Origin of the sequence: Sphingomonas canaveralia (genome assembly GCF_047238125.1) — a bacterium.
GTDB lineage: Bacteria > Pseudomonadota > Alphaproteobacteria > Sphingomonadales > Sphingomonadaceae > JBDFMH01.
The window spans coordinates 1,390,107-1,414,956 of sequence record NZ_JBDFMH010000001.1; the positions used below are offsets into that span (position 1 = coordinate 1,390,107).

At 67.6% G+C, this 24,850-nt stretch carries 30 protein-coding genes and 1 tRNA gene; 11 read left to right on the forward strand and 20 right to left on the reverse strand.

Annotated elements, in window-relative coordinates:
- Positions 1–10: 10 nt before the first annotated feature.
- The gene (locus ABC347_RS06580; protein WP_413244933.1) at positions 11–223 is read right to left on the reverse strand and encodes a hypothetical protein; all 213 of its coding nucleotides are present in this window, start codon (positions 221–223) and stop codon (positions 11–13) included.
- A gap of 84 nt (positions 224–307) precedes the next feature.
- A complete protein-coding gene (locus ABC347_RS06585; protein ID WP_413244934.1) occupies positions 308–1,645 on the reverse strand; it encodes a pyruvate dehydrogenase complex dihydrolipoamide acetyltransferase in 1,338 nt (445 codons plus the stop codon).
- Between the two features lie 134 nt (positions 1,646–1,779).
- On the opposite strand from ABC347_RS06585, the gene ABC347_RS06590 reads away from it, so the two are divergent.
- Positions 1,780–2,235, forward strand: a complete 456-nt coding sequence (locus tag ABC347_RS06590) for a universal stress protein (RefSeq protein ID WP_413244935.1) — start codon at positions 1,780–1,782, stop codon at positions 2,233–2,235.
- Between the two features lie 15 nt (positions 2,236–2,250).
- Here ABC347_RS06590 and ABC347_RS06595 read toward each other — a convergent pair whose 3' ends face one another.
- From ABC347_RS06595 to ABC347_RS06615, 5 genes are all read right to left on the reverse strand, one after another.
- Complete coding sequence (locus tag ABC347_RS06595; protein WP_413244936.1) at positions 2,251–3,147, reverse strand: RcnB family protein; 897 nt, start codon at positions 3,145–3,147, stop codon at positions 2,251–2,253.
- A gap of 131 nt (positions 3,148–3,278) precedes the next feature.
- Positions 3,279–3,767: a GAF domain-containing protein gene (locus ABC347_RS06600; RefSeq protein ID WP_413244937.1), complete on the reverse strand. Its 489-nt coding sequence runs from the start codon at positions 3,765–3,767 to the stop codon at positions 3,279–3,281.
- Positions 3,768–3,771: 4 nt separating this feature from the next.
- Positions 3,772–4,185 (reverse strand): alternative ribosome rescue aminoacyl-tRNA hydrolase ArfB, encoded by a 414-nt coding sequence (arfB, locus tag ABC347_RS06605; protein ID WP_413244938.1) that lies wholly within the window; start codon positions 4,183–4,185, stop codon positions 3,772–3,774.
- A complete protein-coding gene (locus tag ABC347_RS06610) occupies positions 4,172–4,831 on the reverse strand; it encodes an RluA family pseudouridine synthase (RefSeq protein WP_413244939.1) in 660 nt (219 codons plus the stop codon). The genes arfB and ABC347_RS06610 overlap by 14 nt, the downstream gene beginning before the upstream one ends.
- Before the next feature lie 36 nt (positions 4,832–4,867).
- Positions 4,868–5,344, reverse strand: coding sequence for a PaaI family thioesterase (locus tag ABC347_RS06615; protein WP_413244940.1), 477 nt, complete (start codon positions 5,342–5,344; stop codon positions 4,868–4,870).
- Between the two features lie 98 nt (positions 5,345–5,442).
- On the opposite strand from ABC347_RS06615, the gene ABC347_RS06620 reads away from it, so the two are divergent.
- Positions 5,443–5,519: transfer RNA gene (locus ABC347_RS06620), tRNA-Pro, on the forward strand.
- 20 nt (positions 5,520–5,539) lie between these two features.
- Here the strand turns inward: ABC347_RS06620 and ABC347_RS06625 are convergent.
- A complete protein-coding gene (locus ABC347_RS06625) occupies positions 5,540–5,776 on the reverse strand; it encodes a hypothetical protein (RefSeq protein WP_413244941.1) in 237 nt (78 codons plus the stop codon).
- Between the two features lie 232 nt (positions 5,777–6,008).
- Between ABC347_RS06625 and ABC347_RS06630 the strand changes: the two genes are divergently transcribed.
- A complete protein-coding gene (locus tag ABC347_RS06630) occupies positions 6,009–6,422 on the forward strand; it encodes a holin family protein (protein ID WP_413244942.1) in 414 nt (137 codons plus the stop codon).
- Between the two features lie 61 nt (positions 6,423–6,483).
- Here the strand turns inward: ABC347_RS06630 and ABC347_RS06635 are convergent, their stop codons facing one another.
- Together ABC347_RS06635 and ABC347_RS06640 are read right to left on the reverse strand one after the other, a co-directional pair.
- Positions 6,484–7,569: a 2OG-Fe(II) oxygenase gene (locus tag ABC347_RS06635; protein ID WP_413244943.1), complete on the reverse strand. Its 1,086-nt coding sequence runs from the start codon at positions 7,567–7,569 to the stop codon at positions 6,484–6,486.
- A 9-nt stretch (positions 7,570–7,578) separates the two neighbouring features.
- Positions 7,579–8,049 carry an ATP-binding protein gene (locus tag ABC347_RS06640; RefSeq protein ID WP_413244944.1) on the reverse strand — a complete coding sequence of 157 codons (471 nt, stop codon included), beginning with the start codon at positions 8,047–8,049 and terminating at the stop codon, positions 7,579–7,581.
- Between ABC347_RS06640 and ABC347_RS06645 the strand changes: the two genes are divergently transcribed.
- Complete coding sequence (locus tag ABC347_RS06645) at positions 8,048–8,494, forward strand: FecR family protein (protein ID WP_413244945.1); 447 nt, start codon at positions 8,048–8,050, stop codon at positions 8,492–8,494. The two genes, ABC347_RS06640 and ABC347_RS06645, sit on opposite strands and share 2 nt — an antisense overlap.
- The gene (locus tag ABC347_RS06650) at positions 8,491–9,087 is read left to right on the forward strand and encodes an OmpA family protein (protein ID WP_413244946.1); all 597 of its coding nucleotides are present in this window, start codon (positions 8,491–8,493) and stop codon (positions 9,085–9,087) included. The genes ABC347_RS06645 and ABC347_RS06650 overlap by 4 nt, the downstream gene beginning before the upstream one ends.
- A 14-nt stretch (positions 9,088–9,101) precedes the next feature.
- Here ABC347_RS06650 and ABC347_RS06655 read toward each other — a convergent pair whose 3' ends face one another.
- The 7 genes from ABC347_RS06655 to ABC347_RS06685 all read right to left on the reverse strand — a co-directional run bounded on the left by ABC347_RS06655 (position 9,102) and on the right by ABC347_RS06685 (position 16,991).
- The gene (locus tag ABC347_RS06655) at positions 9,102–11,213 is read right to left on the reverse strand and encodes a CHASE2 domain-containing protein (protein ID WP_413244947.1); all 2,112 of its coding nucleotides are present in this window, start codon (positions 11,211–11,213) and stop codon (positions 9,102–9,104) included.
- The gene (locus ABC347_RS06660; RefSeq protein WP_413244948.1) at positions 11,188–12,153 is read right to left on the reverse strand and encodes an MBL fold metallo-hydrolase; all 966 of its coding nucleotides are present in this window, start codon (positions 12,151–12,153) and stop codon (positions 11,188–11,190) included. The genes ABC347_RS06655 and ABC347_RS06660 overlap by 26 nt, the downstream gene beginning before the upstream one ends.
- Before the next feature lie 52 nt (positions 12,154–12,205).
- Complete coding sequence (locus ABC347_RS06665; RefSeq protein ID WP_413244949.1) at positions 12,206–12,532, reverse strand: STAS domain-containing protein; 327 nt, start codon at positions 12,530–12,532, stop codon at positions 12,206–12,208.
- Between the two features lie 104 nt (positions 12,533–12,636).
- Positions 12,637–14,688 (reverse strand): TonB-dependent receptor, encoded by a 2,052-nt coding sequence (locus tag ABC347_RS06670; RefSeq protein WP_413244950.1) that lies wholly within the window; start codon positions 14,686–14,688, stop codon positions 12,637–12,639.
- 48 nt (positions 14,689–14,736) lie between these two features.
- Positions 14,737–15,369, reverse strand: coding sequence for a maleylacetoacetate isomerase (gene maiA, locus ABC347_RS06675; protein WP_413244951.1), 633 nt, complete (start codon positions 15,367–15,369; stop codon positions 14,737–14,739).
- Positions 15,370–15,414: 45 nt separating this feature from the next.
- The gene (locus tag ABC347_RS06680; protein WP_413244952.1) at positions 15,415–16,170 is read right to left on the reverse strand and encodes a molybdopterin-binding protein; all 756 of its coding nucleotides are present in this window, start codon (positions 16,168–16,170) and stop codon (positions 15,415–15,417) included.
- A complete protein-coding gene (locus ABC347_RS06685) occupies positions 16,167–16,991 on the reverse strand; it encodes a cytochrome b/b6 domain-containing protein (RefSeq protein ID WP_413244953.1) in 825 nt (274 codons plus the stop codon). The genes ABC347_RS06680 and ABC347_RS06685 overlap by 4 nt, the downstream gene beginning before the upstream one ends.
- Before the next feature lie 116 nt (positions 16,992–17,107).
- Here ABC347_RS06685 and ABC347_RS06690 point away from each other — a divergent pair, with 116 nt between their 5' ends.
- The 6 genes from ABC347_RS06690 to ABC347_RS06715 all read left to right on the forward strand — a co-directional run bounded on the left by ABC347_RS06690 (position 17,108) and on the right by ABC347_RS06715 (position 21,534).
- Positions 17,108–18,346, forward strand: a complete 1,239-nt coding sequence (locus ABC347_RS06690) for an acyl-CoA dehydrogenase family protein (RefSeq protein WP_413244954.1) — start codon at positions 17,108–17,110, stop codon at positions 18,344–18,346.
- A 10-nt stretch (positions 18,347–18,356) separates the two neighbouring features.
- Complete coding sequence (locus ABC347_RS06695; RefSeq protein ID WP_413244955.1) at positions 18,357–19,130, forward strand: SDR family oxidoreductase; 774 nt, start codon at positions 18,357–18,359, stop codon at positions 19,128–19,130.
- Complete coding sequence (locus tag ABC347_RS06700; RefSeq protein WP_413244956.1) at positions 19,127–19,930, forward strand: SDR family NAD(P)-dependent oxidoreductase; 804 nt, start codon at positions 19,127–19,129, stop codon at positions 19,928–19,930. The genes ABC347_RS06695 and ABC347_RS06700 overlap by 4 nt, the downstream gene beginning before the upstream one ends.
- Before the next feature lie 231 nt (positions 19,931–20,161).
- Complete coding sequence (locus ABC347_RS06705; protein ID WP_413244957.1) at positions 20,162–20,638, forward strand: energy transducer TonB; 477 nt, start codon at positions 20,162–20,164, stop codon at positions 20,636–20,638.
- 56 nt (positions 20,639–20,694) lie between these two features.
- Positions 20,695–20,892, forward strand: a complete 198-nt coding sequence (locus tag ABC347_RS06710) for a PspC domain-containing protein (protein ID WP_413244958.1) — start codon at positions 20,695–20,697, stop codon at positions 20,890–20,892.
- Between the two features lie 147 nt (positions 20,893–21,039).
- Positions 21,040–21,534: an ECF-type sigma factor gene (locus tag ABC347_RS06715; RefSeq protein ID WP_413244959.1), complete on the forward strand. Its 495-nt coding sequence runs from the start codon at positions 21,040–21,042 to the stop codon at positions 21,532–21,534.
- A 154-nt stretch (positions 21,535–21,688) separates the two neighbouring features.
- Here the strand turns inward: ABC347_RS06715 and ABC347_RS06720 are convergent, their stop codons facing one another.
- The 3 genes from ABC347_RS06720 to ABC347_RS06730 are packed head-to-tail and all read right to left on the reverse strand — an operon-like array spanning position 21,689 to position 24,842.
- Positions 21,689–22,696, reverse strand: a complete 1,008-nt coding sequence (locus tag ABC347_RS06720; protein ID WP_413244960.1) for an NADP-dependent oxidoreductase — start codon at positions 22,694–22,696, stop codon at positions 21,689–21,691.
- Positions 22,697–22,728: 32 nt separating this feature from the next.
- A complete protein-coding gene (locus ABC347_RS06725; protein WP_413244961.1) occupies positions 22,729–23,199 on the reverse strand; it encodes a nuclear transport factor 2 family protein in 471 nt (156 codons plus the stop codon).
- The gene (locus ABC347_RS06730; RefSeq protein WP_413244962.1) at positions 23,196–24,842 is read right to left on the reverse strand and encodes an FAD-dependent oxidoreductase; all 1,647 of its coding nucleotides are present in this window, start codon (positions 24,840–24,842) and stop codon (positions 23,196–23,198) included. Before ABC347_RS06730 ends, ABC347_RS06725 begins: the two co-directional genes overlap by 4 nt.
- Positions 24,843–24,850: the final 8 nt, after the last annotated feature.

The following is a 24,850-nucleotide window of genomic DNA, read 5'->3' on the forward strand; positions in this document are numbered from 1 at the left end:
AGCCGCCTGGTCAGCGGTCCTCGGCGATTTTCAACAGGACCCAGCCGAACCCGGTGACCACCAGGAAGACGGGGACCGAGAAGATGAGCCCGAATTCGCCCGGCACCGGCCGCACGGTCCAGTAGCTCATCAGTTCGTGGATGAGACCTGCCTCATTGCGCAGCACGAACGGCATCGCCATCGCGCCGATTGCACCCAAGGCCAATGCCTTGAGCAGCGCCATTCAGCCGATCCTCCCGCGATCCAAGCCCATGCAGACCCCCATCCGCGATTGACCCGTGCACGCTAACCCGCGCGCGCCCGCGCCTCAAGCCAGCATCGCAAGCGGCGATTCCACCAGGCGCTTGAATGCCGCCATCAGCGCGGCGCCATCCGCACCGTCGATCGCACGGTGATCGAAGCTGCCGGTTGCGGACATGATCGTCGCCACCTCCAGCTTGCCGTCGATCACCCAGGGGCGCTGCTCACCCGCGCCGATCGCGAGGATCATCGCCTGCGGCGGGTTGATGACGGCATCGAACTGCTTGATCCCATACATGCCCATATTGCTGAGGCTGGCGGTGCCGCCCTGATATTCGTGCGGCTGCAGCTTGCCGTCCTTGGCGCGCGCGGCGAGATCCTTGATCTCTGTGGCGATCGCCGAAAGGCTCTTGGTATCGGCGCCCGTGACGATCGGCGTGATCAGCCCGCCGGGAATCGACACCGCGACCGAGATGTCCGCGCGGGAATATTTCAGCAGCGTATCGCCTGCGAAGGAAACGTTGCAGGCCGGCACTTCCACCAGCGCGACCGCCAGCGCCTTGATCAGCAGATCGTTGACCGACAGCTTCACGCCACGCGCCGCCAGCCCCTCGTTCAGCTCGCCCCGCAGCTTCAGCAGCGCATCGAGGCGGATATCGACCGTGAGGTAGATGTGCGGCACCTGCTGCTTCAATTCGGTCAGCCGGCGCGCGATCGTCTTGCGCATATTGCTGAGCTTGACCGTCTCGTGCGGAATGTCGCTGCCGGCAACGGCGGCAGGCGCCGCCTTGGCGGCGGCGGCAGGCGCAGCCGACGAGGACTGCTCCGCAGGTGCCGCAGCGGCGGCCTCCGCCGGTTTGGGCGCTGCCGATGCACCTTCCAGATCCGCCTTCACGATGCGCCCATTGGGTCCGCTGCCGGAGATGCCGGCGAGATCGATCCCCTGGTCCTTCGCCAGCCGGCGGGCGAGCGGGCTGGCCTTGATGCGATCGCCTTCGGTCGCGGCCGGGGCCGCGGCGGCCTTCTGCTCAGGCGCCGGATCCGCCGGCTTGGCGGGGGCGGCTGCCTTCGCGTCCGCGGCAGGCGTCTTGCCGGGCTCGGCCTGCTTCGGCTCGGGCTGCTTCGCCGCGGGCTTGGCGGCGGCGGCCTCCGATGCGTCCTCGCCATCCTCCGCGATCAGTGCGATCACGGTGCCGACCTTCACGCCGTCGCTACCTTCGGGCACGAGGAGCTTGGCGATCGTGCCCTCGTCGATCGCCTCATATTCCATCGTCGCCTTGTCGGTCTCGATCTCCGCGAGGATATCGCCCGACTTCACGGCATCGCCTTCCTTGACGAGCCATTTGGCGAGCGTGCCTTCCTCCATCGTCGGCGAGAGGGCAGGCATCTTGAGCTCGATCGGCATCCGCATCGGCCTTTCTGAAGGGGTCCGTTGGCGCCCCGTCTCTGGGCCTGCGGGCATCCAAAGGTCAAGGCTCCCGCTTGCGGCAGCGCCCGCTTTGCCGCACCGTCCACCGGCTGACAGGGGGGCCGCGGGCGATGAGAACCTATCTGGTGGTGATCGACGAGAGCGAGGAGGCGCGCACGGCGCTGCGCTTCGCCGCACGGCGCGCTGCCAAGACCGGCGGCGCGATCGCGATCCTGGCCGTGATCGCCCCGCCCGATTTCGTGCAGTGGGGCGGCGTCCAGGCGGCGATGGAGGAGGAAGCGCGGCTGCGGATCGATGCGCTGGTGGCGCAGGTGGCGGGCGAATTGATCGAGGAGACCGGCCTGCGCCCGCAGATCAGCGTGCGCCAGGGCGATCCGGTGGCATCGGTGCGCGAGCATCTGGCCGAGCAAGACGATGTCGCCGCACTGGTGCTGGGCGCGGCACCTGGCAATGCGCCCGGCCGGCTGGTCGCCCATTTCGCGGGCGCGGGCGTGGGCGACATGCCCTGCCCGGTGATGATCGTGCCCGGCGGACTGGATCTGGCGGCGATCGACCGGCTGAGCTGATCGCCGCCTGCCCGATCAGCGGCGCAGCATCTTCGATTTCACGCTGCTGCGCTTGACCCATTTGCGCGGCGCCGCCTTCTTCTTCCAGATTGTGCGCGCTGGCGCGTAGGAGACGTCCTCGGTCACATAAGTCGTGGTCGTCGTCGTGACGGTGGGCGCGCCCTGGACCACGACCACGGTCGATCCCGCCGGTGCATAGACGCCAGCGCCGCGATGGCCCCAGGATCCGCCCCAGGTGACCTGATCCTCGGAATGATCGACGCCATCGTCGAAGCCATCATCATAGCCATCGTCGTAACCGTCGTCATAGTCGTCGCTGGCGCCGTCCCGCGGATCGAAGCCGCCGCGATCCCAATCGACCCGACGATAATCGCGGATCAGGCCGCCACCGTCGACGAGCACGGCATCGTCATAATAGCGGACCCAATTATAACCGGGCGCCGGCCGCGCCAGGCCGTAGGTGCCCCAGTTGGGTACAAAGAAGCGCGGCGTGACGAAATAGCTGGGCAGGCGCCAGCCACGCGCCGGACGGTGATACTGGCCGGTCCAACCATTGCCGATGCCGTGCCAGCGATTGCCCGACCAGCCCCAGCCCGGGCCCTGCCGCGGATCGAAGCCCGGGCGCGGGCCGCCGTGCCACCCGCCGGGACGCGGCCCGACATGATCGGGACCGGCATGGCCGACCGTCATCGACGATCCGCGGTGGACATTGACGGGCGCCGGCACCGGCGGACGCGCCGCGGGCGGAACCGTGCGGCTCGGCGGGATGGCTGCGGCCGGCGGCGTGTTCAACGGTAGCGTCGGCACGCCGCCCCAATTGCCGCGCACGACGCGCTGGCCCGACTGCGCCGAAGCAGGAACCGCAAGCACCAGCCCAAGGCCTGCCAGCCCGATGATCGTGCGCATCTGCATGGTTAACGACTCCTCCTGAACCCGCGACGACGCGCGTCGCGAGCGAGGCCCGTCCTGCCATTTTCCTAACAGCGCCGCGCAGCCTGCACCACCGATGGCGTGGCCGTCGCGAGTCCCGATTCGGGATGCGATCAGCCGGCGATGCGGGGGGCGAGCAAAGCCATCAGCACTTCGCAACCGGACTGATCGGCGGCATCGAAGCGATCGGTGCTCGGGCTGTCGAGATCCAGTACACCGATCAGCCGGCCGGCGTGGACGATCGGCACCACCAGTTCCGATGCGGAGGCGGCATCGCAGGCGATGTGGCCGGGAAAGGCGTGGACATCGGCGATCCGCTGGGTCTGGCGACTGGCGGCAGCGGTGCCGCAGACGCCTTTGCCGAACGGGATGCGGATACAGGCGGCGCGCCCCTGGAACGGGCCCAGTACCAGCGTTTCGCCGGGCAGCGAGCGGTAGAAGCCGGCCCAGTTCAGATCGGGCAGATATTCCCACAGCAACGCCGCCGCATTCGCCATGTTGGCGACGGCGTCGGGTTCGTCCGCGGTCAGCGCATCGAGCGCGCCGGCGAGGTCGCGGTAGAGCGCGGCCTTGTCACCGGCACTGATCGAGAATTCGTACATCGGCTTACTCCGGATCGATTCGGCCGCGGCCGCGCTTGATCGCGCCGCGCTGGGACTTGGCTTCCACCCGCCGGGTCTTGGCCGCCTTGCTGGGCTTGGTGGCTACGCGGCGGACCGGGCGGACGCGCGCCTTGGCGACCAGCGCTGCCAGCCGGGCGCGCGCCTCGGCACGGTTCGCCTCGCGCGTGCGATGGGTGCGCGCGGTGACGAGGATCTCGCCTTCCGCCGTCCAGCGGGTGCCGGCCAGCAACTTCAGCCGGCGGTAGCTGTCGGGATCGAGACCAAGCGCGAACACGTCGAGACGAAGCTGGACGGCAGTCGCCACCTTGTTGACATTCTGCCCCCCCGGGCCGGTGCCGGCCAGGAACGCCTCGCTGAGCGCGGATTCGGGCAGCGGCGGCGGATCAGGTGCCGGCATCGCCAACACCGAACGGGGCGAAGGCGGCGGGCAGCGGCGCAGTGGCCTCGGCCGGCGACTTGCCGTCACGTGGCATCGACAGGCTGCGCGCGTGCAGCAGCATGCCACCGGCCGCCGCCCGGCCATAGACGGGATCGCCGACGATCGGCACGCCAATGCCGGCGGCGGCATGGACGCGCAGCTGGTGCGTGCGGCCGGTTTCGGGGCGGAAGGCGACCAAAGCCCGTCCATCGCGCGCCTCCATCACGGACCAGTGCGTGACAGCGCGCTTGCCGCGCGGATCGGGAACGATCCGCCAGCCTGCCTCTCGCGTGGAAACCTTGTGCAATGGCAGATCGATCGTGCCTTCGTTCGCCGCAGGAACGCCGGCAAGCACCGCCCAGTAGAGCTTGGTCACGACGCCCGCCTCGAACGCGGCCGAGAAGCGGCGGTGCGCCTTGGGATTACGGGCCAGCAGCAGGCAGCCGGAAGTGTCGCGATCGAGCCGGTGGACGATGGTGGGGCGGCGCTGGAAGCCGAGACGCAGCGAATCCAGATGATTCTCGACCGCGATCGCGCCATCGCGACCCTCTGTGACGGGCAAGCCGGCGGGTTTGTCGAGGATGATCGCCTCGGCATCGATGAACAGGATCCGATCAGCCAGCATCGCGCGGCCTTGTCACGCCCGGCGTGCGCGCGCAACTCAACCGCGACGGCCGAGCACCATCAGCGTCGAGCTGCCATGGGCGACGATGCGGCCGTCCGCATCCGTCATCGTGGCATCGGTGGTGATCAGCTGGCGGCCCTGCACGATCACGCGCCCCTCAGCCCGGATCTCGCCATGATCCGGGCGGATGGCGCGGGTGAAATTGCAACGTGTCTCGACACTGGCATAGCCGACCCCGGCATCCAGCAGGGTGTGGGCGGCGCAGCCGCAGGCGCTGTCGATCAGGGTCAGCGCCCAGCCGCCATGGACCTGGCCGAGCGGATTGAGATGCGCGCGACCGGGCGTGCCGACGAACAGCGCGCGACCGGGATCAACCTCCACCAGCCGGAACGCCATGCCATCGGCGATCGAAGGCCCTGCCACGCGGCTGGCGATCATGGCGCGCAGCAGATCGATGCCGGATAGCGTAGCGAAGGCGTGGGCGGGATCGAGCGGCGACGGCGTGCTTTCCATCGCGCATCCATGCGCCAATTAGTTGCGAATTACAACCTAGTTTGCGAACAGCCCGCTTGCGCGTCGCCGGCTTTGCCCCTAGAGCGCGCCGCCTAGGTCGGGGCGTAGCGCAGCCTGGTAGCGCATCAGACTGGGGGTCTGGGGGTCGCAGGTTCGAATCCTGTCGCCCCGACCAGCTTTTCCATCACCGGATCCTCAGCGCGCGGCGCCGTCCGCGGCCTTTTCGCGCCGGACCCAGCCGACCTGCGCGCCGGCGCCCTTGCGGCGAATATCGCGGGTGCATTCGATCTCGCTCAGCGAGGTATCTGGCTGCACGCTGAAGCAGCGATCGGCCTTCTTGTCATAAACATAGGCCGCAGGCTTTTCGGATGCGTGTTCGCCACAGCCTGCCAGTGCCACGGCCAAGGCCAAAGCAATCATCCTGCTACGCATTTCTTACTCCCCCTTTCGCGTCGGCGCGCCCGCAGCACGGTTCGACGCGGATATCTCGCTTGTGGACCGCTTGGGATACGCAATCAAGCGGCGAACGGTTCCGCAGGGGTTGGCAGGAAGCCATCGAGAGATCTCTGAACCTCCGTTGGTCGATAACCGAAAGTGAAAGATTTAGCTGTCCTACAGATAACCGGATGGGTTATATGATCAATGGTTCGACAGGGAGATTCGCATGTCCGTCCTTGATGCCGTCATCGGCCCGATCGCAAAGCTGATCGACAAGATCATCCCTGATCCGGAGGCGCGCGACCGTGCCAAGCTCGAGCTGTTGAAGCTGGAGGGGGGACAGGAGATGGAGCGGCTGAAGACGCAGCTGTCCGCCATCGTGGCCGAGGCGCAATCGGCCGATCCCTGGACCAGCCGCGCACGCCCGAGCTTTCTGTACGTGATGTATGCGTTGCTGCTGTGGGCGATCCCGATGGGGCTGATCGCGGCGGTGCGGCCGGAGATGGCGAAGGACATAGCCTTGGGCATGAACGCCTATCTCGGTGGCATCCCCGAACCGCTCTATGCGCTCTTCGGCACGGGCTATCTCGGCTACACGGCCGCGCGCAGCTGGGGAAAGGCGAAGGGGCTGGAGAAGTGACTCGGCCTGCCCCATGCTCTTGCCGCGCTTGAGGCAGCGGTGGGCACCGACCGCCCCTGCCTCAGCCGGTGTATGCGCTGACGCCTTCGCCGAGCAGCGCATTGTTGGCGCGACGGATCTCGGCGGCGGCATCATCGTAGAAAAAGGGCAGGAAGGCGTAGCGGCGGCCGCGGATTACAGGGGTCGCCTCGTGCAGCAGCGAGCAGGAGAAGATGACCGCCCCCCCGGTCGGTGCGCGATAGGTGCGCATGCCGAATTCGGGGAAGCGCAGATCGCCGCCGTCATAATCGTCGGCATTGAGGTTGATCGTGCAGGCGAAGCGGCGATGTGCGGTGCCGGGCGACTTGTTGTCGCGATGGGCGCCGAAGAACCCGCCTTCGGCAGCATCGTAACAAGCGATCAGCCAGCGTTCGATACGGGTCACCCGAAACTGGAAGGCGGCCTCGATCTGCGGCAGCAGCGCATGGCGGATGCGGCGCGACAGATGCTCGCGCAGCGGTTCATCCTCGATGATGTGATCCTGGCGGCGCTTGAAACTGCTGTCGTGGCGCAGCACCGTCTTGCCATCCTCGGTCCGCATGAAGCCCGAAGGCTGGCCGCCCGCGGCATCGTAGCGTGCGATAAGATCGGTGCAGGTGGCGCGATCCAGCACTTCGGGCACGATCAGCACCGGCGCGTGCATTTCGAGCGGCGGGGTGGCGAGGCGGCGTTCCAGCAGCGCGATTATTGCATCGGTGCGATCGAGCGGCGCTTCGGCGACGACGCGCAAGCGTTCGTCGAGCAGCAGCCAGAACGGGCGATAAGGAACACCCGGGCCATCACCGACGGCGCGGTAAAGGCGGCTGACGGCAAGCGCGCGATCATCGAAGAACCGGATGCCGGGGATCAGCTGGCGGACGCGGCCCTGATCGACATCGGCGGGATCGGCGGTGACCCCGAAGAAGCAGGCGCGATGATCATCGAACAGCGCGCGCGACGCCAGCAGCCGATCGAGCGCAGCCTGCATCGCCGGCAGCGCGGTCGACCCCATGAACAGCAGCAGCACATGCCGGCCGGCAACCGAATCGAAGGCATAAGCGGGATTGCCGCCGATGGCAGGCGCGAAGAAGGTGGGTGCGGGCGCACCGGGCACGAACGGGGATCGCATGATCGCTGGCTATCGCGGCGGCGGCGTGGCCGCAACCACCGGCACCAGGAGACGCAGCCGGTTGCGCTGGCCGATCCGGTCATAGGCCTCGATACGCGCCCAGCGGGCCAGCATGTGGAGCCCAGCGCCGCCGATCCGATCCGGATCGTGCGGCGCGGCCGCATCGCGCGGATCGAACGGACGTCCCCCATCTTCAATCACCAGTCGCACGCCGTCGTCGTGCGCGAAAAAACGCAGGTCGATGCGATCCTCCGGGGGCAGGCCGGCATGATCGACGAGGTTCATGACCAGTTCCTCGACCAGGATGGCGAGCTTGTCGCCAATCGCGCCGACATCCGCCGATCCGACGAAGAAGCGGCAGGCATCGAGCGCATCCTGGCAGGCGCGCGGACCGATCGTGACGGCACACAAATGAATCGCTTTCGCCGGCGGCTCTGGCATAATCGGTGGCAGCGACTGCCCGTGGGGGATGCTATCCATGCGTTATCGTCCGACCATCCTGCTTGCCGCCGCGATCGCGTCCGCAGCGCTGGCTGCGGTGCCGGCGATCGCCGAGATCGGCCGGGTGAAACGCGCTGTCGGCGCGGCCTTCGTCCAGCGCGGCACGGCGCGACTGCCGGCGACGCCCGGCCTGCCGCTGAAGGAAGGCGATCTGCTGGTGACCGGCCCCGACGGACGGATCAGCCTGGCGTTCATCGACAATAGCCGTTTTTCGGCCGGGCCGAACAGCCGCGTCTCGATCGATGAGTTCCGGTTCGACGACACGACCCACAAGGGGCAATTCGTGACGCGCGTGGACCGCGGCACGCTGGGCGTGGTTTCCGGCCAGATCGCGAAGGAAAATCGCGATGGCATGCGGGTGCGCACGCCGACATCGCTGCTGGGCGTGCGCGGCACCCGCTTCGTGGTCCAGGTCGGCCAGTGAGCCGGGCTGCGGCCGCGGTTGCGGTCGCGCTGTTGCTGGCCGGATGCGCATCGCGATCGACGCTCACCTTGCTGCCGGGCGAAAATGGCGCGGCGACCGGGGCGGTCGCGGTGCTTGACCCCAAGACCGGCCAGGATCGCGGCGTGGTGACCCAGGCGAACAGCCGCACTCCCGCCAATGCGCGCCGACCGCGCCCGCGCGCGGTGAGTGCCACCGCGATCGACGCGCGCTATGGACAGCTGATCGCCGATCTGCCGCCGCCACCCGAAAGCTTCACGCTCTATTTCGTGGAAGGCAGCACCGCGCTGACCGCCCAATCGGAGGAAATACTGAAACAGCTGTTCGCCGCGGTCGCTGCGCGCGAGGGGGCCGAGGTGCAGATCGTCGGCCACACCGATACGCTGGGATCGAGCGAGGACAATGACCGGCTGTCGCTGGCCCGCGCGCGCGAGATCCGTGACGCGCTGATCGTGCGCGGACTGCCGGCCGAATCGAGCCGCGCGACGGGGCGCGGTGAACGCGACCTGCTGGAGCGGACCGACGACGGCGTGCGCAACGCACGCAACCGCCGGGTCGAGCTGATCGTGCGCTGAGCGGGCGCACGGCATCAGGCCGGCCCCCGCCAACGCATTGCCAGGATCGTCAGATCGTCGCTGGGTTCGCCACCGGCTTCGAAATCGCGCACCGCATTGGCGAGCGCGGAACAGGCGATGGCAGGCGTCCAATCCGCCCCGAGCGCTTCCAGAACCGCCGCGAGACGCCGATGACCGAAGAAATCGCCATCCGGCGACTGTGCTTCGGTGACGCCGTCGCTGACCAGCAGGAGACCGTCACCCGGCTGCAGGGCAAGCGGTTCCGCGACATAGGGAAAATCATCGACCGCGCAGAGCGGCGGGCCGCCCTCCAGCGCGAGCGCCGCGACCGCGCCGGCGCGCAGCAGCAGCGGATTTTCATGGCCGGCGTTCATCAGTTCGGCCCGGCCGGTCAGTGGATCGACCAGCACCAGCAGCAACGTGACGAACATCGCCTCGCTATTGTCGCGCGACAGATCGCGGGCGAGATCGCCGGTGGCGGCTTCCAGCCCGCGGCCGCGCAACAGCGCACCGGCCGTGAGCGCCTTGCCGAGCGCCATGAACAATGCGGCGGGCACGCCCTTGCCAGTGACATCGCCGACCAGCAGCGCGATGCGGCCATCGGGCAGCCGCAACGCATCGTAGAAGTCGCCACCGACCGATTGCGCCGCTTCGAGCAGCGCATCGACGGAGAGCGCAGGATCGAGCGCGGCGAGACTGGCGCGACCCGGCAGCATGCCACGCTGAATGTCGCGCGCGGCCTCCAGCTCGCCAGCGGTGCGGGCGGCCGATAGCCGTTCCTGTTCGAGCACCGCGCGCAGCCGGGCCTGTGCACGCGCGCCTTCAAGCCCCGCTGCCGCTGCCGCAGCCGCGAAGGCCGCACCGCCGATCGCCAGCGGGCGGATCGGATCGATCAGCAGGCCGGCGCCCGCGAACAGGGCGAAGCTGCCGCCAACCCACAGCAGCGCGGCCAGGACCGGCAAGGGCCACCAGCGGCGGTGTGCGCGTGGCACCAGGGCGATCGCCAGCAGCGCCAGCACCACCCCGAGCGCCCATTCGGCCGGCACCGCCCAGCCCGGGCGGCGCAATGCACCGCCGCCCAGGATCGCATCGACCGCCTGCGCCTGGACCAGCATGCCATAAGCTTCCGGCTGGAGCGGAGTGGCGACGATATCGACGGTGCCTGCGCTGGCGAGACCGATGATCGCGACCTTGCCGCGGAAGCGATCGGCGCGCGTCGGCCGGCGGAGCACATCGACTGCCGAGATGACCGTCGCCGGCGGGATCCGCCCGAAATGAAGCCGCATCCGGCCATCGCGATCGACCGGCAGCAACCGATCGCCAAGCGACACCGCGGCCAGCCCACTCGCCCCGGGCCGTGCGCCGATCGCATCGACGCCCAGCGCGACGCGCGCAAGATCGAGCGCGAAGCCCGGCGTCGCGCGGCCCGCGACCGAGGCCACCAGCGGCACCCGGCGGACAATGCCATCGGCATCGGGCGCGCCGTTGACCAGCCCCTGCCCGCGCGCGACCTCTTCAAAATCGGGGATACTGGCTAGGGCCTGCGGAAAGGCCAGTACGCCAGGCGGTGGTGCCGGTGTGATCGACGCTTCGATCGGCAGCTGCGCGGCATCGCCGGCCGCCACGCCGCCGGCATCAACGCTGCCCGCTGCGACGCCCGCGCGCGCCAGCACCACCGGTTTGGTACCGATCACGCGTGCCAGCGCGACATCGCCCGACGGCAGCGCGGCGATGGCCGCGGCGGCGGCGAGATCGAGTTCGGGATATTGGCCGACGAAGCGTGCGGGCGAGGACCAGTCTGTTTCAGGAAAGACCATGTCCAGACCGATCGCAACCGCGCCTTCGGCAGCGATCCGTTCCACCAAGCGGGCGATGGTGTAGCGTGGCCATGGCCAGGGCCCGACGGCGCGCAGGCTTTCGGCATCGATCAGGACGACGGCGACCCGATCCGACCCGATGGCGCGCGGATGCAGCTTCTGGAAGCGATCGAACAGCCGTTCGCCCGGCGTATCGCCGCCGACCAGTGCCAGCAGGATGGCGATGGCCAGCGCCGCCGCCGCGCCCGCGATCCGCACCCGCCGCAGCGACGCGGGATCGACGTCAGAGCCGGATTTCGAGCCCGTCATGCGCGCAGAGCACGGCGAGCGCGCGTTCGTGGCCGTCGCGGTTCAGCTCCTCGTAGCGAACGGCCTCGCGGTGGAGCTTGGCGATCTCCTCATCGCCGTAGATCGGCTCGTGATGGAACATGGCGAGCCGGTGGACGCCGGCATTCTGGCACAGATCGACCGCGACCAGCGCGCTGGAATGCCCCCAGTCCTCTTTCATCGTGACGCTGTCCGCCAGCGAATACATGGTATCGAACACGACCAGATCGGCGTCGCGGAAGAAGGACTCGAACGCGAGCTCGCTTTCCATATTCTCAGGCTTGTGCTCGCTATCAGTCGAATAGACGACAGAGCGGCCACGCGCCTCGAACCGAAACCCGTAGCTGTCGTTGCTGTGATACTGGCGGATGATGTGGACGGTGACGCCGTCGACCTCGTGCGGCACGCCGGGCGTAAGCGTGACGAACTCGATCCGCGCGCGCAGCCAATCGAACGAGACCGGGAAGCTGATCTCCTCCTGCTGGCGGCGCAGCGCGGCTTCGGCTTCCGGGTGGCCGGCATGGATGCGGATCAGCGCATCCGGATCGAAGGCCGGCACGAAGAAGGGAAAGCCCATGATATGGTCCCAATGGAGATGGGACAGGAAGATGTTGTAGACGCGGGGGCGGCCGCCGGCGGCGCGTGCCATTGCTGACAGGCCGAAGCCGCGCACGCCCGAGCCGAGATCGCAGACGAAGAAGCTGTCGGCAAAGCCATCCAGCTCGACGCAGGCGGTGGCGCCGCCATAAGTGCCGGCAACCGTGAACGGCAGCGCATCCGCCGCCCAGCGCGCCGCCTGGCCAGGATCGGTGAACGACAGGCCATTGGCCGCGACCAGCGCGTGCCCGATCTTGCCGGCAATGATATCGGGCGTGGGCGCGACCGGCAGCGATCCGCGCGTACCCCAGAACCGGACCAGCATCGCCGGGCCCCTTCCCCCCAAGATGTTGCGCGCGACCCGTTGTGCGCCGAGCTTACAGCGCGGCGTCGACCGCGTCGACCACGCGGAATATCTTGTCGTAGCGGCTGATCTCCAGGATTTCGCGCATCAGTTCGTTCGGCGCGGCCAGGATGATCTCGCCATCATGCGCGGTCGCTTCCTTGCGCGCGATCGCCAGCGCGCGGAGCCCGCGCGACGACATGTAGGACACGCCCGAAAGATCGAGGATCACGGTGCGCCCCCCGGCGACCGATTCCCCCAGCCGCTGCGCGAAATCGGTCCAGCTCGCTTCGTCGATCCGGCCTTCCGGCCGGGCGATCGTCATGCCGCCCCGTTCGCTGACGGCCCATGCCAGCTCCATGCCCAAACCCCCTCGCGAGCCCCACTCGCGCGGGCATCATGCGCGAATTCGCGCGCGTTTCAATGGTCGCAATGGAAACGCAACGAAATCGGACATTACAGCAATCAATCGAGACGCAGCCCGATCCAGAAGGTGCGCGGAGTGGCGCGTTCGACGATGTCCGCGCCGGAAATGCCGGCTTCGACGCGCGTATCGGTGACATTCTCCGCGCGCGCCTCGATCGCGAGACCGCGACCGAGCGGGACTGCGACGACGGCATCCAGCGTGGCGGCATCATCCATGCGGCGCTGGTTGAGGTCATCCTCATACTGACCGGCGCCGTAGCGGCCGGTAAGCGCAGCGCGCCAGCCGGCATCGGCCCAGGCGATCGTGGCGGACGCCTGGTGGCGCGGCGTCTGCGCAGGGCGCAGCCCATCGAGCGGAAGCGCCGGGCCGGCCGCGCGAACGCGCGAATCGACATAGGCATAGCTTGCCGACAGCCGCCACGGGCCGAGGCCGGCGCTGCCATCCAACTCGATCCCGCGCGCGCGGATCGAATCGAGGTTCTGGCGCTGGCGATACGCGCCGCCCGCGCCGACGAACCCCACACCGGGGAAATTGCCAGGCCCGCGGCCGAGCGTGACGTTGGCGATCGCATCGTCCAGCTCGTTCCAGTAGCCGGTGACCGACAGGCGGACGTCGGGTGCCGGCCGGAAATCGATGCCGGCGTCGATACCCTTCACACGTTCGGGCGACAGCGCGGCATTGGCGGCGGTCGCATCCGCCCCGACGCGGAACGGGCGGTAAAGTTCGTTCAAGGTCGGCAGCCGCCACCCTAGATAGGCAGCGCTGCGCAGCGTGACGGCATCGGCCGCACGCCAGGCGATGCCGACCCGGCCGGTTTCCTCCCACCCGTCACGATCGGCGAAGCGCGTGTCGGTAAGCGTGGCGCCGGTAGCGATGGTCTTTTCGAACAGGCGACCCTGCTCGATCTGCCAGCGATCGATGCGCGCGCCGCCGGTGAGCGTGAGCGCGGGGGTCGGTTCCCAGCTGAGCTCGCCATAGCCGCCCAGCGTGCGGGTGCGGCCGCCGGCATCGCGCAGCCGGGTGGGCTGACCACTCACATAAGTGAACAGCTCCTTCGTGCTGCCGACGGTCTGCCGCGCATCCGCGCCCAGGCGCAGCGTAAGCGTTTCCCCGACCGGCGGGCGCAGTTCGACCCGACCGCCGAGCCCGGTGGCGGGCACGTTATACTGGTCGAGCGTCTTGGCGGTGCTGACGCGGCCGGCGGCGATGCTGCCGAATTCGCTGTCGAACCGGCGCAGCTGCACATAGGCCAGCGCTTCCCAGCCCCAATCGCCGCGGCCGACCAGCCGCACGCTGGCATCTGCGCCACGATTTGAATTGGCGGTGAAATCCACGCCGCGATCGCGCTTGTCGTAAAGGCCGGAGACATTCGCCTGCAGCTCGGTCTGCGCGCCGACGGGGACGACCGCGCGCATCGCAACGCTGCCCTGCCGATAGGGCGCGGCGCGATCGATCGGGCCGCGATCCTCGCGCACGATGGGGATGAAGCCATCGCCCTCGGCATAAGCGGCGGACAGCGACAGGAAGCCGCCACCCAGCTTTGCAGCCACGCCCGCGGCGGCATCGATCGAGTCGCGGCTGCCATAAGCGATCCGGCCGAACGGCCCGTCGACTTCCCCCGGCCCGGCGCTGGTGAGTTCGACGGTGCCGGCCAGCGCGCCCGATCCATAGATGCCGCTGCCGCCGCCGCGCATCACGCGCGCGCTGGCCAGCCGCGAGGGATCGAGCGCGGGAAAGGCGATCGACGAGAAGAAGGGATCGGCCTGCGGCACGCCATCGAGCACGATCAGCGCACGGCTCGAGGCGTTGCCGCCGAGCCCGCGCAGTGTGGCGCCCTGGCTGGTCAGCTGGGCCGAACGCGAATCGGACCGGCGAAACTGCTGGAAGCCGGCGGCATCGCGCAGCACATCTTCCAGCCTGCCGCTGGCCGAACCGGTGAGCCGATCACGCTCGATGGTCACGATGTCATAGACGGCATCACCGGGGGCGACCGGCAGGCCGGTGCCGATGACGACGATCTCCTGATCCTCGGCCAGCGCGGGCGTGGTAACGAACAGGAGCGGAAGCAGCAGCAGGGCGGAGCGATTCATGGGGCCGCGCCTAGCAGGCCGATCGTCCCCGGCCTATCGTCCAAAAGATCATGCCGGCCGCACCCGATCCGGATGCGCGCGGGCGACCGGATCGAGCGCCGCCAGCGCGGCATCGACGCGCAGCAAGGTGGGATAGCCATCCAGCGGGCAATCGAAGCGGCGCGCATTGTAGAGCTGCGGCACCAGCGCGATGTCGGCGATGCCGGGCGTCTCGCCGGACAGATAGTCGCCGGCGTGCTGTGCGGCGAGCGCCTCAAGCGGGGCCAGCCCTTCGGCGATCCAGTGGCGATACCAGGCATCGCGCGCGGGTTCGGGCTCATGGAGCGGGCCGGCCAGATATTTCAGCACGCGCAGATTGTTGAGCGGGTGGATATCACACGCCACCGTCAGCGCCATCGCCAGCACATGCGAGCGGTGCAACGGATCGGACGGGACAAATGGCGGATCCTTCCGCGTTGCATCCAGATAATCGACGATCGCCAGGCTCTGCGTCAGCCGGTGGCCATCGATCTCCAGCATCGGCACGAAGCCCTGCGGATTGAGCGCGCGATAGCTTTCCGCCTTCTGCTCACCCTGCGACAGGTCGATGGGGACGGACTCATAGTCGACGCCCTTCAGGTTGAGCGCGATGCGGATGCGATAGGCGGCGGATGAGCGCCAATAGTCGAACAGTCTGGTCATCCGGCCGGTCTAGTGGGGGAAAGGGCGCGGCGAAAGCGCGACACCTCAGATGCCGGCATACCATTCATAGTCGTTGGTATCTTCCCAATAGCCGCCCTTGCCGCCGGCGATGCCGGCCAGGCTGGCGACGGCTTCGATCCGCATCAGATATTTGGCATGCTTGTAGCCAAGCTGGCGTTCGACGCGGAGGCGGACGGGGGCACCGTTGCGGATCGGCAGCAGCGATCCGTTGAGCCCCCACGCGAGGATCGTCTGCGGGTGGAAGGCATCGATCAGATCGATGGACTCATAATATTTGCCGACGCTCCAATCATCAGCACAGTGGAAGACGATGTAGCGCGCGGCATCGCGCAGGCCGGCGCGTTCGAGCAGCAGGCGGAGCGGCGTGCCCGTCCACTGGCCGATCGCGCTCCACCCCTCGACGCAATCATGGCGCGTGATCTGGGTGCGCGACGGCATCGCACCGAGATCGGCGAGCGAGACCGACAGCGGGCGCTGCACCAGCCCATCGATCCTTAGCCGCCAATCCGCGAACCGGCCGGCGGCCAGCGCGCGATAGGCGGGATCGCTGGGCATCTGGTTGCCGTTGGCGCGGAACACGGGCGACAGATCGGCGCGGGTGAATTCGGGCGCGAGCGCGGCGCGATCGGTGATCAGCCGCTGGGCGCGCATCGTCAGCCCTTCCGCCCCGCGCAGCGTTTCGCGAAAACCCGGGCTGTTCGACAGGCTGTCGCACCCCGAAAGCAGCAGCCCCCCGGCCCCTACGCCGAGACCGCCGAGCAACTTGCGGCGCGTGATCATGATGCGGCCTCCCCTTCACGCGGGGGCGGCACGCGGAACCGGCCGGTGATCATCGAGCGGACTTCGTTGATCGGACCGGCGAGCACCACCATCACCAGATGGACGATAATGAACGCCACGATTGCCGCCATCGCAATGAAATGCAGCGAGCGTGCCGACTGACGGCCGCCGAAAATGTCAAGCAGCCACGGCCACGCCGCGTTCATGCCCGGCGACATGGCGAGCCCGGTCAGGATGATCAGCGGCAACGCGACGAAAATCACGCCGCAATAGCTGAGCTTCTGGAGGATGTTGTAGCGGGTCGCCGCCTCACCGCGCGGGAAGTGCAGCCGGGCATGGTCGCGGATGTCGTGCCAGATATGGCGGGCTGAAAGCTCTTCGCGGCGCGGCGCGAGATCGCGCTGGACGTGGCGATTGGCGAAGCTGGCGATCAGGTAGAGGATCCCCGGTACGACGAGCAGCCACGCGAAGGCCAGGTGCCAGCGGCGCGCGGCGGACAGGCTGTAGCGCGACGGGATCGTGGCCCAGTACGGAAAGGAGCGGCGCTGGATGTTGCCGTCCTGATCCTTCCACTGACCGAGCACGCCGGTGGTGGGGATCATGAAGGACGAGCCGAGCTTCACATAGCCGGCGGTGCCGGTCGATCCGATCTCCAGCCAGCTGGCATCGGTATTGGCGCCATATTTGCCCCAGTAGAGCCGGCCATGCGCGTTGAAGATCATCAGCCCGCTCATGATCATCACGATCACGACGGCGGCATTCCACCAGTGCCACAGCCGCGTCGGCAGGCGGTGCCGATAGACGGTGCCTGAGTCGTTCATCCGTGCGATCCTCCCGCTTCCTTCTGACATATTCGCGGCACGCGCCGAAAAGGTTTCGGCTGGACGCGATCGGACCTGCCGCTTAACGTGCACGTAAAGTAGCGAGAGGATGCGCGATGGACTTCGACCTGACCGAACGGCAGGCCTATTGGCGTGATCGCGTGCGCGGTTTCATGGAAACCCAGATCCGCCCGCGCAACCCGGACTATGGCGCGCAGCAGGCCGAGGGTGAGCGCTGGAAGGTGCTGCCGGTCATCGAGGAACTGAAGGCGAAGGCCCGGGCCGATGGCCTGTGGAACCTGTTCATGCCGCCCTCTTCCGGGCATCCCGCAGTCGACGACAGCTTCGCGTTCGAGGGGCCGGGGCTTTCCAACCTCGATTATGCGCTGTGCGCCGAGGAAATGGGCCGGCTGGAATGGGCATCCGAGGTGTTCAACTGCGCCGCGCCCGATACCGGCAACATGGAAGTGCTGCACCGCTATGGCACGCGCGCGCAGAAGGACCGCTGGCTGAAGCCGCTGATGGACGGCGAAATCCGATCCGCCTTCCTGATGACCGAACCGCAAGTCGCTTCATCCGATGCGACCAATATCGAGACGCGGATCCGCCGCGACGGCGACGATTATGTGCTGAACGGCGTTAAATGGTGGTCATCGGGCGCGGGCGACCCGCGCTGCAAGGTGGCGATCGTGATGGGCAAGACCGATCCGGACGGGCCCCGCCACAGCCAGCAATCGATGCTGCTGGTGCCGATGGATGCGCCGGGCCTGCATATCATCCGCCACCTGCCCGTATTCGGTTATGACGATGCGCCGCACGGCCATATGGAAATCTCGCTCGAAAATGTGCGTGTGAACGCCGAGGAAGCCATGTTGCTGGGCGAGGGCCGCGGCTTCGAGATCGCGCAGGGCCGGCTGGGGCCCGGCCGGATCCACCACTGCATGCGCACGATCGGCGTGGCCGAGGAAGCGCTGGGAAAGATGGCGCGCCGGCTGCAGGCGCGGGTGGCATTCGGCAAGACGATCGCATCGCATTCGGTGTGGGAACAGCGCGTAGCCGAGGCGCGGATCGACATCGAAATGTGCCGCCTGCTGTGCCTGAAGGCCGCCGACATGATGGACAAGGTGGGCAACAAGGCCGCGCAGGCGGAGATCGCGATGATCAAGGTGGCGGCGCCGCGGATGGCGCTGCGGATCATCGACGATGCGATCCAGGCCTATGGCGGCGCGGGGGTGACGACCGATCCCGGCCTGGCGAAAGCCTATGCCGGTATCCGCACGCTGCGGCTGGCCGACGGGCCGGACGAAGTCCACAACCGATCGATCGCGCGGATCGAGTTCGGCAAGCATGGCTGAGGAGATGCGGATGTCGCTGTTCGACCTGACGGGCAAGGTCGCCGTCATCACCGGATCCTCGCGCGGGATCGGCAAGGCCATTGCCGAGGCGATGGCCGATCAGGGTGCCAAGGTGGTGATCTCGAGCCGCAAGATCGATGCCTGCCGCGAGACGGCGGACGCGATCAACGCGGCCCACCCCGATGCCGCGATCGCGGTGGCGGCGAACATCTCTTCGAAGGATGATCTGCAGGCGCTGGCCGATGCGTCGCGGGCGGCGTTCGGCCGGATCGACGTCCTGGTCTGCAACGCGGCATCCAACCCCTATTACGGGCCGATGGCCGGCATCGCCGACGATCAGTTCCGCAAGATCTTCGAGAACAACGTGCTCGCCAACCATTGGCTGATCGGGATGGTGGCGCCCGAGATGCTGGAGCGCGAGGCCGGATCGATCATCATCGTGTCCTCGATCGGCGGGCTGACGGCATCGACCACGATCGGCGCCTACAACGTCTCCAAGGCGGCGGACTTCCAGCTGGCGCGCAACCTGGCCGCCGAGTTCGGGCCGAGGAAGGTGCGCGTGAATTGCATCGCGCCGGGGCTGGTGCGCACCGATTTCGCACGCGCGCTGTGGGAGAACCCAGATACGCTGAAGGCGGTCACGCGCAGTGCCGCGTTGCGCCGGATCGGCGAGCCGCACGAGATCGCCGGCGCGGCGGTGTTCCTGGGATCCGACGCATCGACCTTCGTGACGGGCCAAGCGATCGTGGTCGATGGCGGGGCCACGATCGGCGCGGGCCTGTGAGCGGGCGGCTGGCCGGTCGGGTCGCGATCGTGACCGGGGCCGGCAGCGGCATCGGCCGGGCGACCGCGCGGCTGTTCGCTAGTGAAGGCGCGTGGGTATTCGCAGCCGACCTGTCTGACGGGATCGACGCGACCGTCGAGGCGATCCGAGGGGACGGTGGTCAGGCCAGCGCGATCCGCGCCGATGCCGGTGACGAGGCCGCGGTCTCGGATCTGGTCGCGCGCGCGCATCTCGAGGGCGGGCGGCTAGACGTGATGTTCGCCAATGCCGGCATTTCGGGCGGCATGAAGGCGCTGTTCGATCAGGACGCCGCGGATTGGACCGAAATATTGCGCGTCAACCTGATCGGGCCGTTCCTGGCGATCAAGCATGCCGCGCCGATCATGGCGCAGGCCGGCCGGGGATCGATCATCTGCACCGCCAGCGTGGCCGGCATCCGATCGGGTGCGGGCGGGCCGGCCTATTCGGCATCGAAGGCGGGCGTGATCAATCTCGTTCAGACATCGGCCCAGCAACTGGCCGGTAGCAATGTGCGTGTGAATGCGGTCTGCCCCGGCCTGATCGAGACCGGCATGACCGAGATGATCTACTCAAGCGCCCGTGAAGCCGGGAAAGGCGATCGGATCGGACGGCTCAATCCGCTGCGCCGTGGCGGCGAACCCGAGGAGCTAGCGCAAACGGTGCTGTTCCTGGCATCCGACGCGGCCAGCTATGTCAACGGCCATGCGCTGGTGGTGGATGGCGGTCTCGCCAGCTCGCACCCGTTTACCAGGCAGGACTTCGGCAAGACCGCGATCTGATCGTTTTCGGACACTGCCGTCCAACATTGACCACTCACCCGCGGCGCCAATCCCTCCGACTTGGTGTGGATCACCAATATTTGGCCGCGTAACGGCCTGGCTATGCGCCCTCCGTACGACTTTCTCCCTTGGAAATGCCTGCAAAGGGAATTGGCACGCCCCTTGCTGAGTATCTGGCATCGCCCGGCAACAGGGCGACGCAGACAACCACCAAGGTTCAGGGAGATTATCATGTTCAACTTCGATCGTTCCGATTTCCAGCGTGTCGCCGTCTCCGCGATGGGCGCGCTGATCGTTTCCACCGCCTGCGTTACGGCCGCCGTCGGCCCCGCCCGCGCCGCTGCCCCCGCCCCCGCCACGATCGGCGCGTGGCAGCATCAGGTGGAGCGCCAGATCGACGGCACGCTGCGCGCGGTGCCCGCCAGCCAGCGCGGCGGCAACGCGGTGGCCACGGTGAAGCTGGCGTTCGACGCCGAGGGCTCGTTCGCCGGTGCCAAGCTGGCGGGATCGACCGGCAACCGCGTTCAGGATGCCGAGGCGCTGCGCACCGCCAGCCGGATCAGCTACCCGGCGCTGCCGGCCGCCCTGCATGGCCGCCCGCAGACGGTGGCGATGAAGATCGGCTTCGGCCTGAGCCGCACCCAGGTGCGTGAGCAGGTGAGCGCCGAGCGCAAGCAGCAGCCGGCGGTGCAGTTCGCCGCTCGTTGATGGATACCCCGGCCGGGGCCCAGACCCCGGCCGACCGCCCCAAAGGAGATATCAAGATGACCGCCCGGCCCTTCACCCTCGACAAGCGCAATGGCAAGATCATGGGCGTTTGCGCTGGCATCGCCGACTATTTCGAGGCTGACGTCACGCTGATCCGGATCGCAACCGTGCTGCTGACGATCTTCCTGCTCGGCGCGCCGACGATCCTGGCCTATCTCGCGATCGGCCTGGTGGCCAACGACCGCATGATCTGACGGCACTCGCCCCCGATTACCGCATCAACCCCGGCCGCAACGCCGGGGTTGATGTCGTCTAGGTGATTGCGGGCTTTGTGATAGAGCGGTGGTGACACAGGCTCGACGAGGCAGCAACGATTGGACGGACCCCCGCCATCCGACGATATGGGCCGCGACCGCCTGCTGGCCGAGCTTTATGGCGATCTGCGCGGCGCGGCGGCACGGCTGCTGAACCGCGAGGCGCCCTATCTGACGCTGCAACCGACCGAGCTCGTCAACGAGGCGGCGCTTCGCCTGATGAAGCTCGACCGGATGAGCTTCAACGATCGCCAGCATTTCTTCGCGACCGGAGCGCGCGTGCTGCGCCAGGCGATGATCGATGCGATCCGCCGCCGCCGCAGCCAGAAGCGGCAGGCACCGGCAGTGCTGATCGAGACCGAGAGTGCCGCAGGCGCAGTCGATATCGAGGCGCTGGACGAGGCGCTGCGCACGCTGGAGACGATCGAGCCGGATTTGGCGCGGATCGTCGAGCTACGCTTCTTCGTAGGCCTCGGCATGGCCGAGATCGCGCTGGTGACCGGTGCGAGCGAGACCACGGTCAAGCGCCGCTGGCGGACTGCACGGCTGTGGCTGGCGGCGGAGCTGGGAGCGGGCGGCTGAGTCTCTCCCCCCTCGCCAATCCGTTCGCACAGGGGTTGTCGACGTGCCGCTCTTCTCCAAGCGCTCGACGATGCCGGACGAAGAGAGACAGTGCTTCGACAAGCCAAGCACGAACGGAGTTGGGGAAACGCGATCCCTCCCCATCCCCACCCGCTCAGATCTTCAGGATCATCTTGCCCTGGTTGCTGCCTTCGAACAGCCGCAGGAAGGCCGGAAGCGCATTTTCGATCCCTTCGTCGATATGCTCGTCGACGCGCAGCGTGCCGGCCTTCGTCCATGCCGCCAGGTCCGGGATCGCCTCGGCGAACCGCGGGATGTAATGGGTGAGGATGAAGCCCTCCATGCGCGCACCCTGCACGATCAGCTGCCAGATATTGTAGGTCGGTTTCGGGCCGGAGTTATACTGGCTGATCAACCCGCACAGGATGACCCGCCCCTTCGGCTTGAGCGCAAGCAGCGCGGCATCGAGAATCTCGCCGCCGACATTTTCGAAATGGATATCAATGCCGTCGGGCGCGGCGGCGCGGATCTCGGCCGCCAGTTCGCGCCCGGATTTGCCCCGATAATCGATCGCGGCGTCATAGCCATAATCGCTGATCAGCCGCGCGCATTTGTCCGGCCCGCCGGCGATGCCGATCGTGCGGCACCCTTTCAGCTTGGCGATCTGCCCGACCAGCGACCCGACCGCGCCCGCCGCGCCTGACACAAGCACGACATCACCGGGCTGCGGACGGCCGACATCCAGCAGCGCGAAATAGGCGGTCAGCCCGATCGCCCCGACCGACGACAGATAGTTGGTGATCTTGGGCACCGCATCGGCATCGACCAAGGTGGTGAAGCCGCCGCCCTGGCACAGCGAATACTCCTCGATCCCGTTCAGCCCCGACGCCCAGGCGCCGACCGGATAATCCGGGTGGCGGGACTCGGCGATCCGCCCGATCGTTGTCGCCCGCACCGGATCGCCCAGCCGGATCGGCGGCAGGTAGGATGGCACATCATCCATCCAGCCACGGATCGCGGGATCGAGCGAGGCATATTCGTTGCGCAGCAGGAACTGGCCGTCCTGCAGCGCGGTCGTCTCCGCCGCCTCGAGCGTGAAATCCTCTGCCACGGGCGTGCCCTGCGGGCGGCGGGTGAGCAGGAAGCGACGGTTCGCGGGCATGTCGGTCTCCGGTTCGGGCGGGGCGGCGTCGATCAGCCCAGCTGCACGTGCAGGCGACTGATCCGCGAGGTCAGGATGCGCCAGCCATCGGCTTCGCGGCGATAGGTTTCGTGATAATGGCCGAAGCCGTGGAGGAACAGCGCGCCATCCTCCCAGATCTTGTCCTCCATCGCGATCACGCCGCGTGCCTCGGTCGGCGACAGAATCTCGATCTCATGGCAGTGGCCGTGATGGACCGTGCGGCGCGGGCCGGCAGCGCCCTGGATGAAGACGATGATTTCGTCGCCGCCCTGATAGACCCAGTCGTTACTCTCGGCGGCGGCACCCTCACCCGCGCCGTCGAGGCTGAGAGAAGTGCGCGCGTCGAACATGGCATCGTCGCAGAAAATCGTGCGCAGGCCCGCCCAGTCCTTGGTATCGAGGAAACGGAAGTAGCGGCTTTTCAGCTGCTTGATCTCTTCGATCGCCAGCAGCGTATCGGCCGGTGCCATCGGGTCGCTCATGCCGCAATCTCCTTTTGCTGCACTCGATGCTGCGCAGCATCGCGCCCGGCGATGAAGCCGAAGACCATTGCCGGGCCAAGCGTGCCGCCCGCACCGCCATAGGTCATCCCCATCGGCGAGGCCATGGCATTGCCCGCGCAATAGAGCCCGGGGATGACCTGACCATCGACATCCAGCACCCGCGCGTGCGGATCGGTCTGCGGGCCGCCCTTGGTGCCGAGCGCACCGGATTTCACCTCGATCGCGAAATAGGGCCCGTCTCCCAGCGGTGCGAGCGTGGCGCGCTTCTCTCCCCGCCAGCGCGGATCGCCCCACCACAGATCATTATTGGCCTCGCCACGGTGAAAATCGGGATCGACGCCCGCCGCCGCATTCTCGTTGTACCGCGCGACGGTCTGCTCCAGCCCGTCCGGATCGATGCCGACGCGCTCGGCCAGCGCGCGCAGCGTCTCACCCTTGGCCACCCATTGCGGCGGGGGGGCGCCGAGCTCGAAATGATCGCTGAGGCCGCCGTTGAGGAACGGATAGTCGGCATAATAGCTGGCGTTGAAGACGAACCAGCACGGCAGGTTGGCATATTGGAAGGCGCTGACATCCTGCTCGTGGAAGGCCGCACCGAATGCGTTGTAGTTGGAAGCCTCGTTGGTGAAGCGCCGCCCGGCGGCATTGACCATCAGCGAGCCCGGCATGGTGCGTTCATAGGTGAAGAGCTGCTGGCCCATCGAGTTCAGATCGGTCGGCACCTCGATCACCGGCATCCACCACGCTTCACGCATATTGCCGAGCATCGCGCCGACGCGCATCGCCATCTTGAGGCCATCACCGGTGTTGGTCTTGACGGACACCGGGTGCGTCATCGGACCGCGCGTGAAGGCGCGGACCAGTGACTTGTCCCATTCGAACCCGCCGGTCGCGATCACGACATTAGGCGCGCGCGCCTCGCCGCCATCCTCGAAACGGACACCGGCGACCGCGCCATCCTCCATGATCAGCTCGGTCGCACGATGGCCGGTGTGCGGCTCGATCCCGCGATCGAGGCAGGCCTTCAGCAATCGGCCGATCAGCGCCGATCCCATGCCGCGGGCATCGGCAGCGGCGCGGGCGGCCTTGGTTTCCGGGCTGGCCGGGTTTGGCACCGGCTGGCCGAGCGTCGTCTCGCCCACCGTCATCCACTTGTCCGGAAAATAGGGCGAGCTCTCTACCTTGTCCGCCCAGGCGCCGAGCTCGGTATAAGGGAATGGCGGGCATTCCAGCGTTCGCCCACCCTCGCGCTTCGCGCCCGGAAATTCGGAATGATAATCGGGGAAATGTGGGATCGAGTAGAATTCGACCGGGGTCCGCGCCTCCAGAAAGTGGATCATCTCGGCGCCGGTATCGACGAACGCTTCCGCCATCGCATCGTCGATCATGCCGTGCGAGAGCGCGCCGAGATAGGTCAGCGCCTGCTCCCGGCTGTCGGTACGGCCCTCGGCCATGTGCGGATGGTTCGGGATCCAGATCTGCCCGCCGGACCAGGCGCTGGTGCCGCCCACCTTGTCCGACTTCTCGAAGATGCCGACCCGTGCGCCGCCTTCATGTGCGGTGACCGCGGCTGTCAGCGCCGCGGCGCCGCTGCCGAGCACGATCACGTCGTAATCCGTCATTATCCGTC

What these genes read in the sequence shown, in the direction of transcription:
- ABC347_RS06710 (WP_413244958.1), top strand. Translation starts at nt 20,695, where the DNA reads ATGACCGCCCGGCCCTTCACCCTCGACAAGCGCAATGGCAAGATCATG.
- ABC347_RS06695 (WP_413244955.1), top strand. Translation starts at nt 18,357, where the DNA reads ATGTCGCTGTTCGACCTGACGGGCAAGGTCGCCGTCATCACCGGATCC.
- ABC347_RS06720 (WP_413244960.1), bottom strand. Translation starts at nt 22,696, where the DNA reads ATGCCCGCGAACCGTCGCTTCCTGCTCACCCGCCGCCCGCAGGGCACG.
- arfB (WP_413244938.1), bottom strand. Translation starts at nt 4,185, where the DNA reads ATGCCGGCACCTGATCCGCCGCCGCTGCCCGAATCCGCGCTCAGCGAG.
- ABC347_RS06600 (WP_413244937.1), bottom strand. Translation starts at nt 3,767, where the DNA reads ATGTACGAATTCTCGATCAGTGCCGGTGACAAGGCCGCGCTCTACCGC.
- ABC347_RS06705 (WP_413244957.1), top strand. Translation starts at nt 20,162, where the DNA reads ATGTTCAACTTCGATCGTTCCGATTTCCAGCGTGTCGCCGTCTCCGCG.
- ABC347_RS06665 (WP_413244949.1), bottom strand. Translation starts at nt 12,532, where the DNA reads ATGGAGCTGGCATGGGCCGTCAGCGAACGGGGCGGCATGACGATCGCC.
- ABC347_RS06615 (WP_413244940.1), bottom strand. Translation starts at nt 5,344, where the DNA reads ATGGAAAGCACGCCGTCGCCGCTCGATCCCGCCCACGCCTTCGCTACG.
- ABC347_RS06690 (WP_413244954.1), top strand. Translation starts at nt 17,108, where the DNA reads ATGGACTTCGACCTGACCGAACGGCAGGCCTATTGGCGTGATCGCGTG.
- ABC347_RS06645 (WP_413244945.1), top strand. Translation starts at nt 8,048, where the DNA reads ATGCGTTATCGTCCGACCATCCTGCTTGCCGCCGCGATCGCGTCCGCA.
- ABC347_RS06630 (WP_413244942.1), top strand. Translation starts at nt 6,009, where the DNA reads ATGTCCGTCCTTGATGCCGTCATCGGCCCGATCGCAAAGCTGATCGAC.
- ABC347_RS06730 (WP_413244962.1), bottom strand. Translation starts at nt 24,842, where the DNA reads ATGACGGATTACGACGTGATCGTGCTCGGCAGCGGCGCCGCGGCGCTG.
- ABC347_RS06585 (WP_413244934.1), bottom strand. Translation starts at nt 1,645, where the DNA reads ATGCCGATCGAGCTCAAGATGCCTGCCCTCTCGCCGACGATGGAGGAA.
- ABC347_RS06580 (WP_413244933.1), bottom strand. Translation starts at nt 223, where the DNA reads ATGGCGCTGCTCAAGGCATTGGCCTTGGGTGCAATCGGCGCGATGGCG.
- ABC347_RS06685 (WP_413244953.1), bottom strand. Translation starts at nt 16,991, where the DNA reads ATGAACGACTCAGGCACCGTCTATCGGCACCGCCTGCCGACGCGGCTG.
- ABC347_RS06640 (WP_413244944.1), bottom strand. Translation starts at nt 8,049, where the DNA reads ATGGATAGCATCCCCCACGGGCAGTCGCTGCCACCGATTATGCCAGAG.
- ABC347_RS06715 (WP_413244959.1), top strand. Translation starts at nt 21,040, where the DNA reads ATGGGCCGCGACCGCCTGCTGGCCGAGCTTTATGGCGATCTGCGCGGC.
- ABC347_RS06660 (WP_413244948.1), bottom strand. Translation starts at nt 12,153, where the DNA reads ATGCTGGTCCGGTTCTGGGGTACGCGCGGATCGCTGCCGGTCGCGCCC.
- ABC347_RS06725 (WP_413244961.1), bottom strand. Translation starts at nt 23,199, where the DNA reads ATGAGCGACCCGATGGCACCGGCCGATACGCTGCTGGCGATCGAAGAG.
- ABC347_RS06670 (WP_413244950.1), bottom strand. Translation starts at nt 14,688, where the DNA reads ATGAATCGCTCCGCCCTGCTGCTGCTTCCGCTCCTGTTCGTTACCACG.
- ABC347_RS06680 (WP_413244952.1), bottom strand. Translation starts at nt 16,170, where the DNA reads ATGATCACGCGCCGCAAGTTGCTCGGCGGTCTCGGCGTAGGGGCCGGG.
- ABC347_RS06590 (WP_413244935.1), top strand. Translation starts at nt 1,780, where the DNA reads ATGAGAACCTATCTGGTGGTGATCGACGAGAGCGAGGAGGCGCGCACG.
- maiA (WP_413244951.1), bottom strand. Translation starts at nt 15,369, where the DNA reads ATGACCAGACTGTTCGACTATTGGCGCTCATCCGCCGCCTATCGCATC.
- ABC347_RS06625 (WP_413244941.1), bottom strand. Translation starts at nt 5,776, where the DNA reads ATGCGTAGCAGGATGATTGCTTTGGCCTTGGCCGTGGCACTGGCAGGC.
- ABC347_RS06655 (WP_413244947.1), bottom strand. Translation starts at nt 11,213, where the DNA reads ATGACGGGCTCGAAATCCGGCTCTGACGTCGATCCCGCGTCGCTGCGG.
- ABC347_RS06595 (WP_413244936.1), bottom strand. Translation starts at nt 3,147, where the DNA reads ATGCAGATGCGCACGATCATCGGGCTGGCAGGCCTTGGGCTGGTGCTT.
- ABC347_RS06635 (WP_413244943.1), bottom strand. Translation starts at nt 7,569, where the DNA reads ATGCGATCCCCGTTCGTGCCCGGTGCGCCCGCACCCACCTTCTTCGCG.
- ABC347_RS06610 (WP_413244939.1), bottom strand. Translation starts at nt 4,831, where the DNA reads ATGCTGGCTGATCGGATCCTGTTCATCGATGCCGAGGCGATCATCCTC.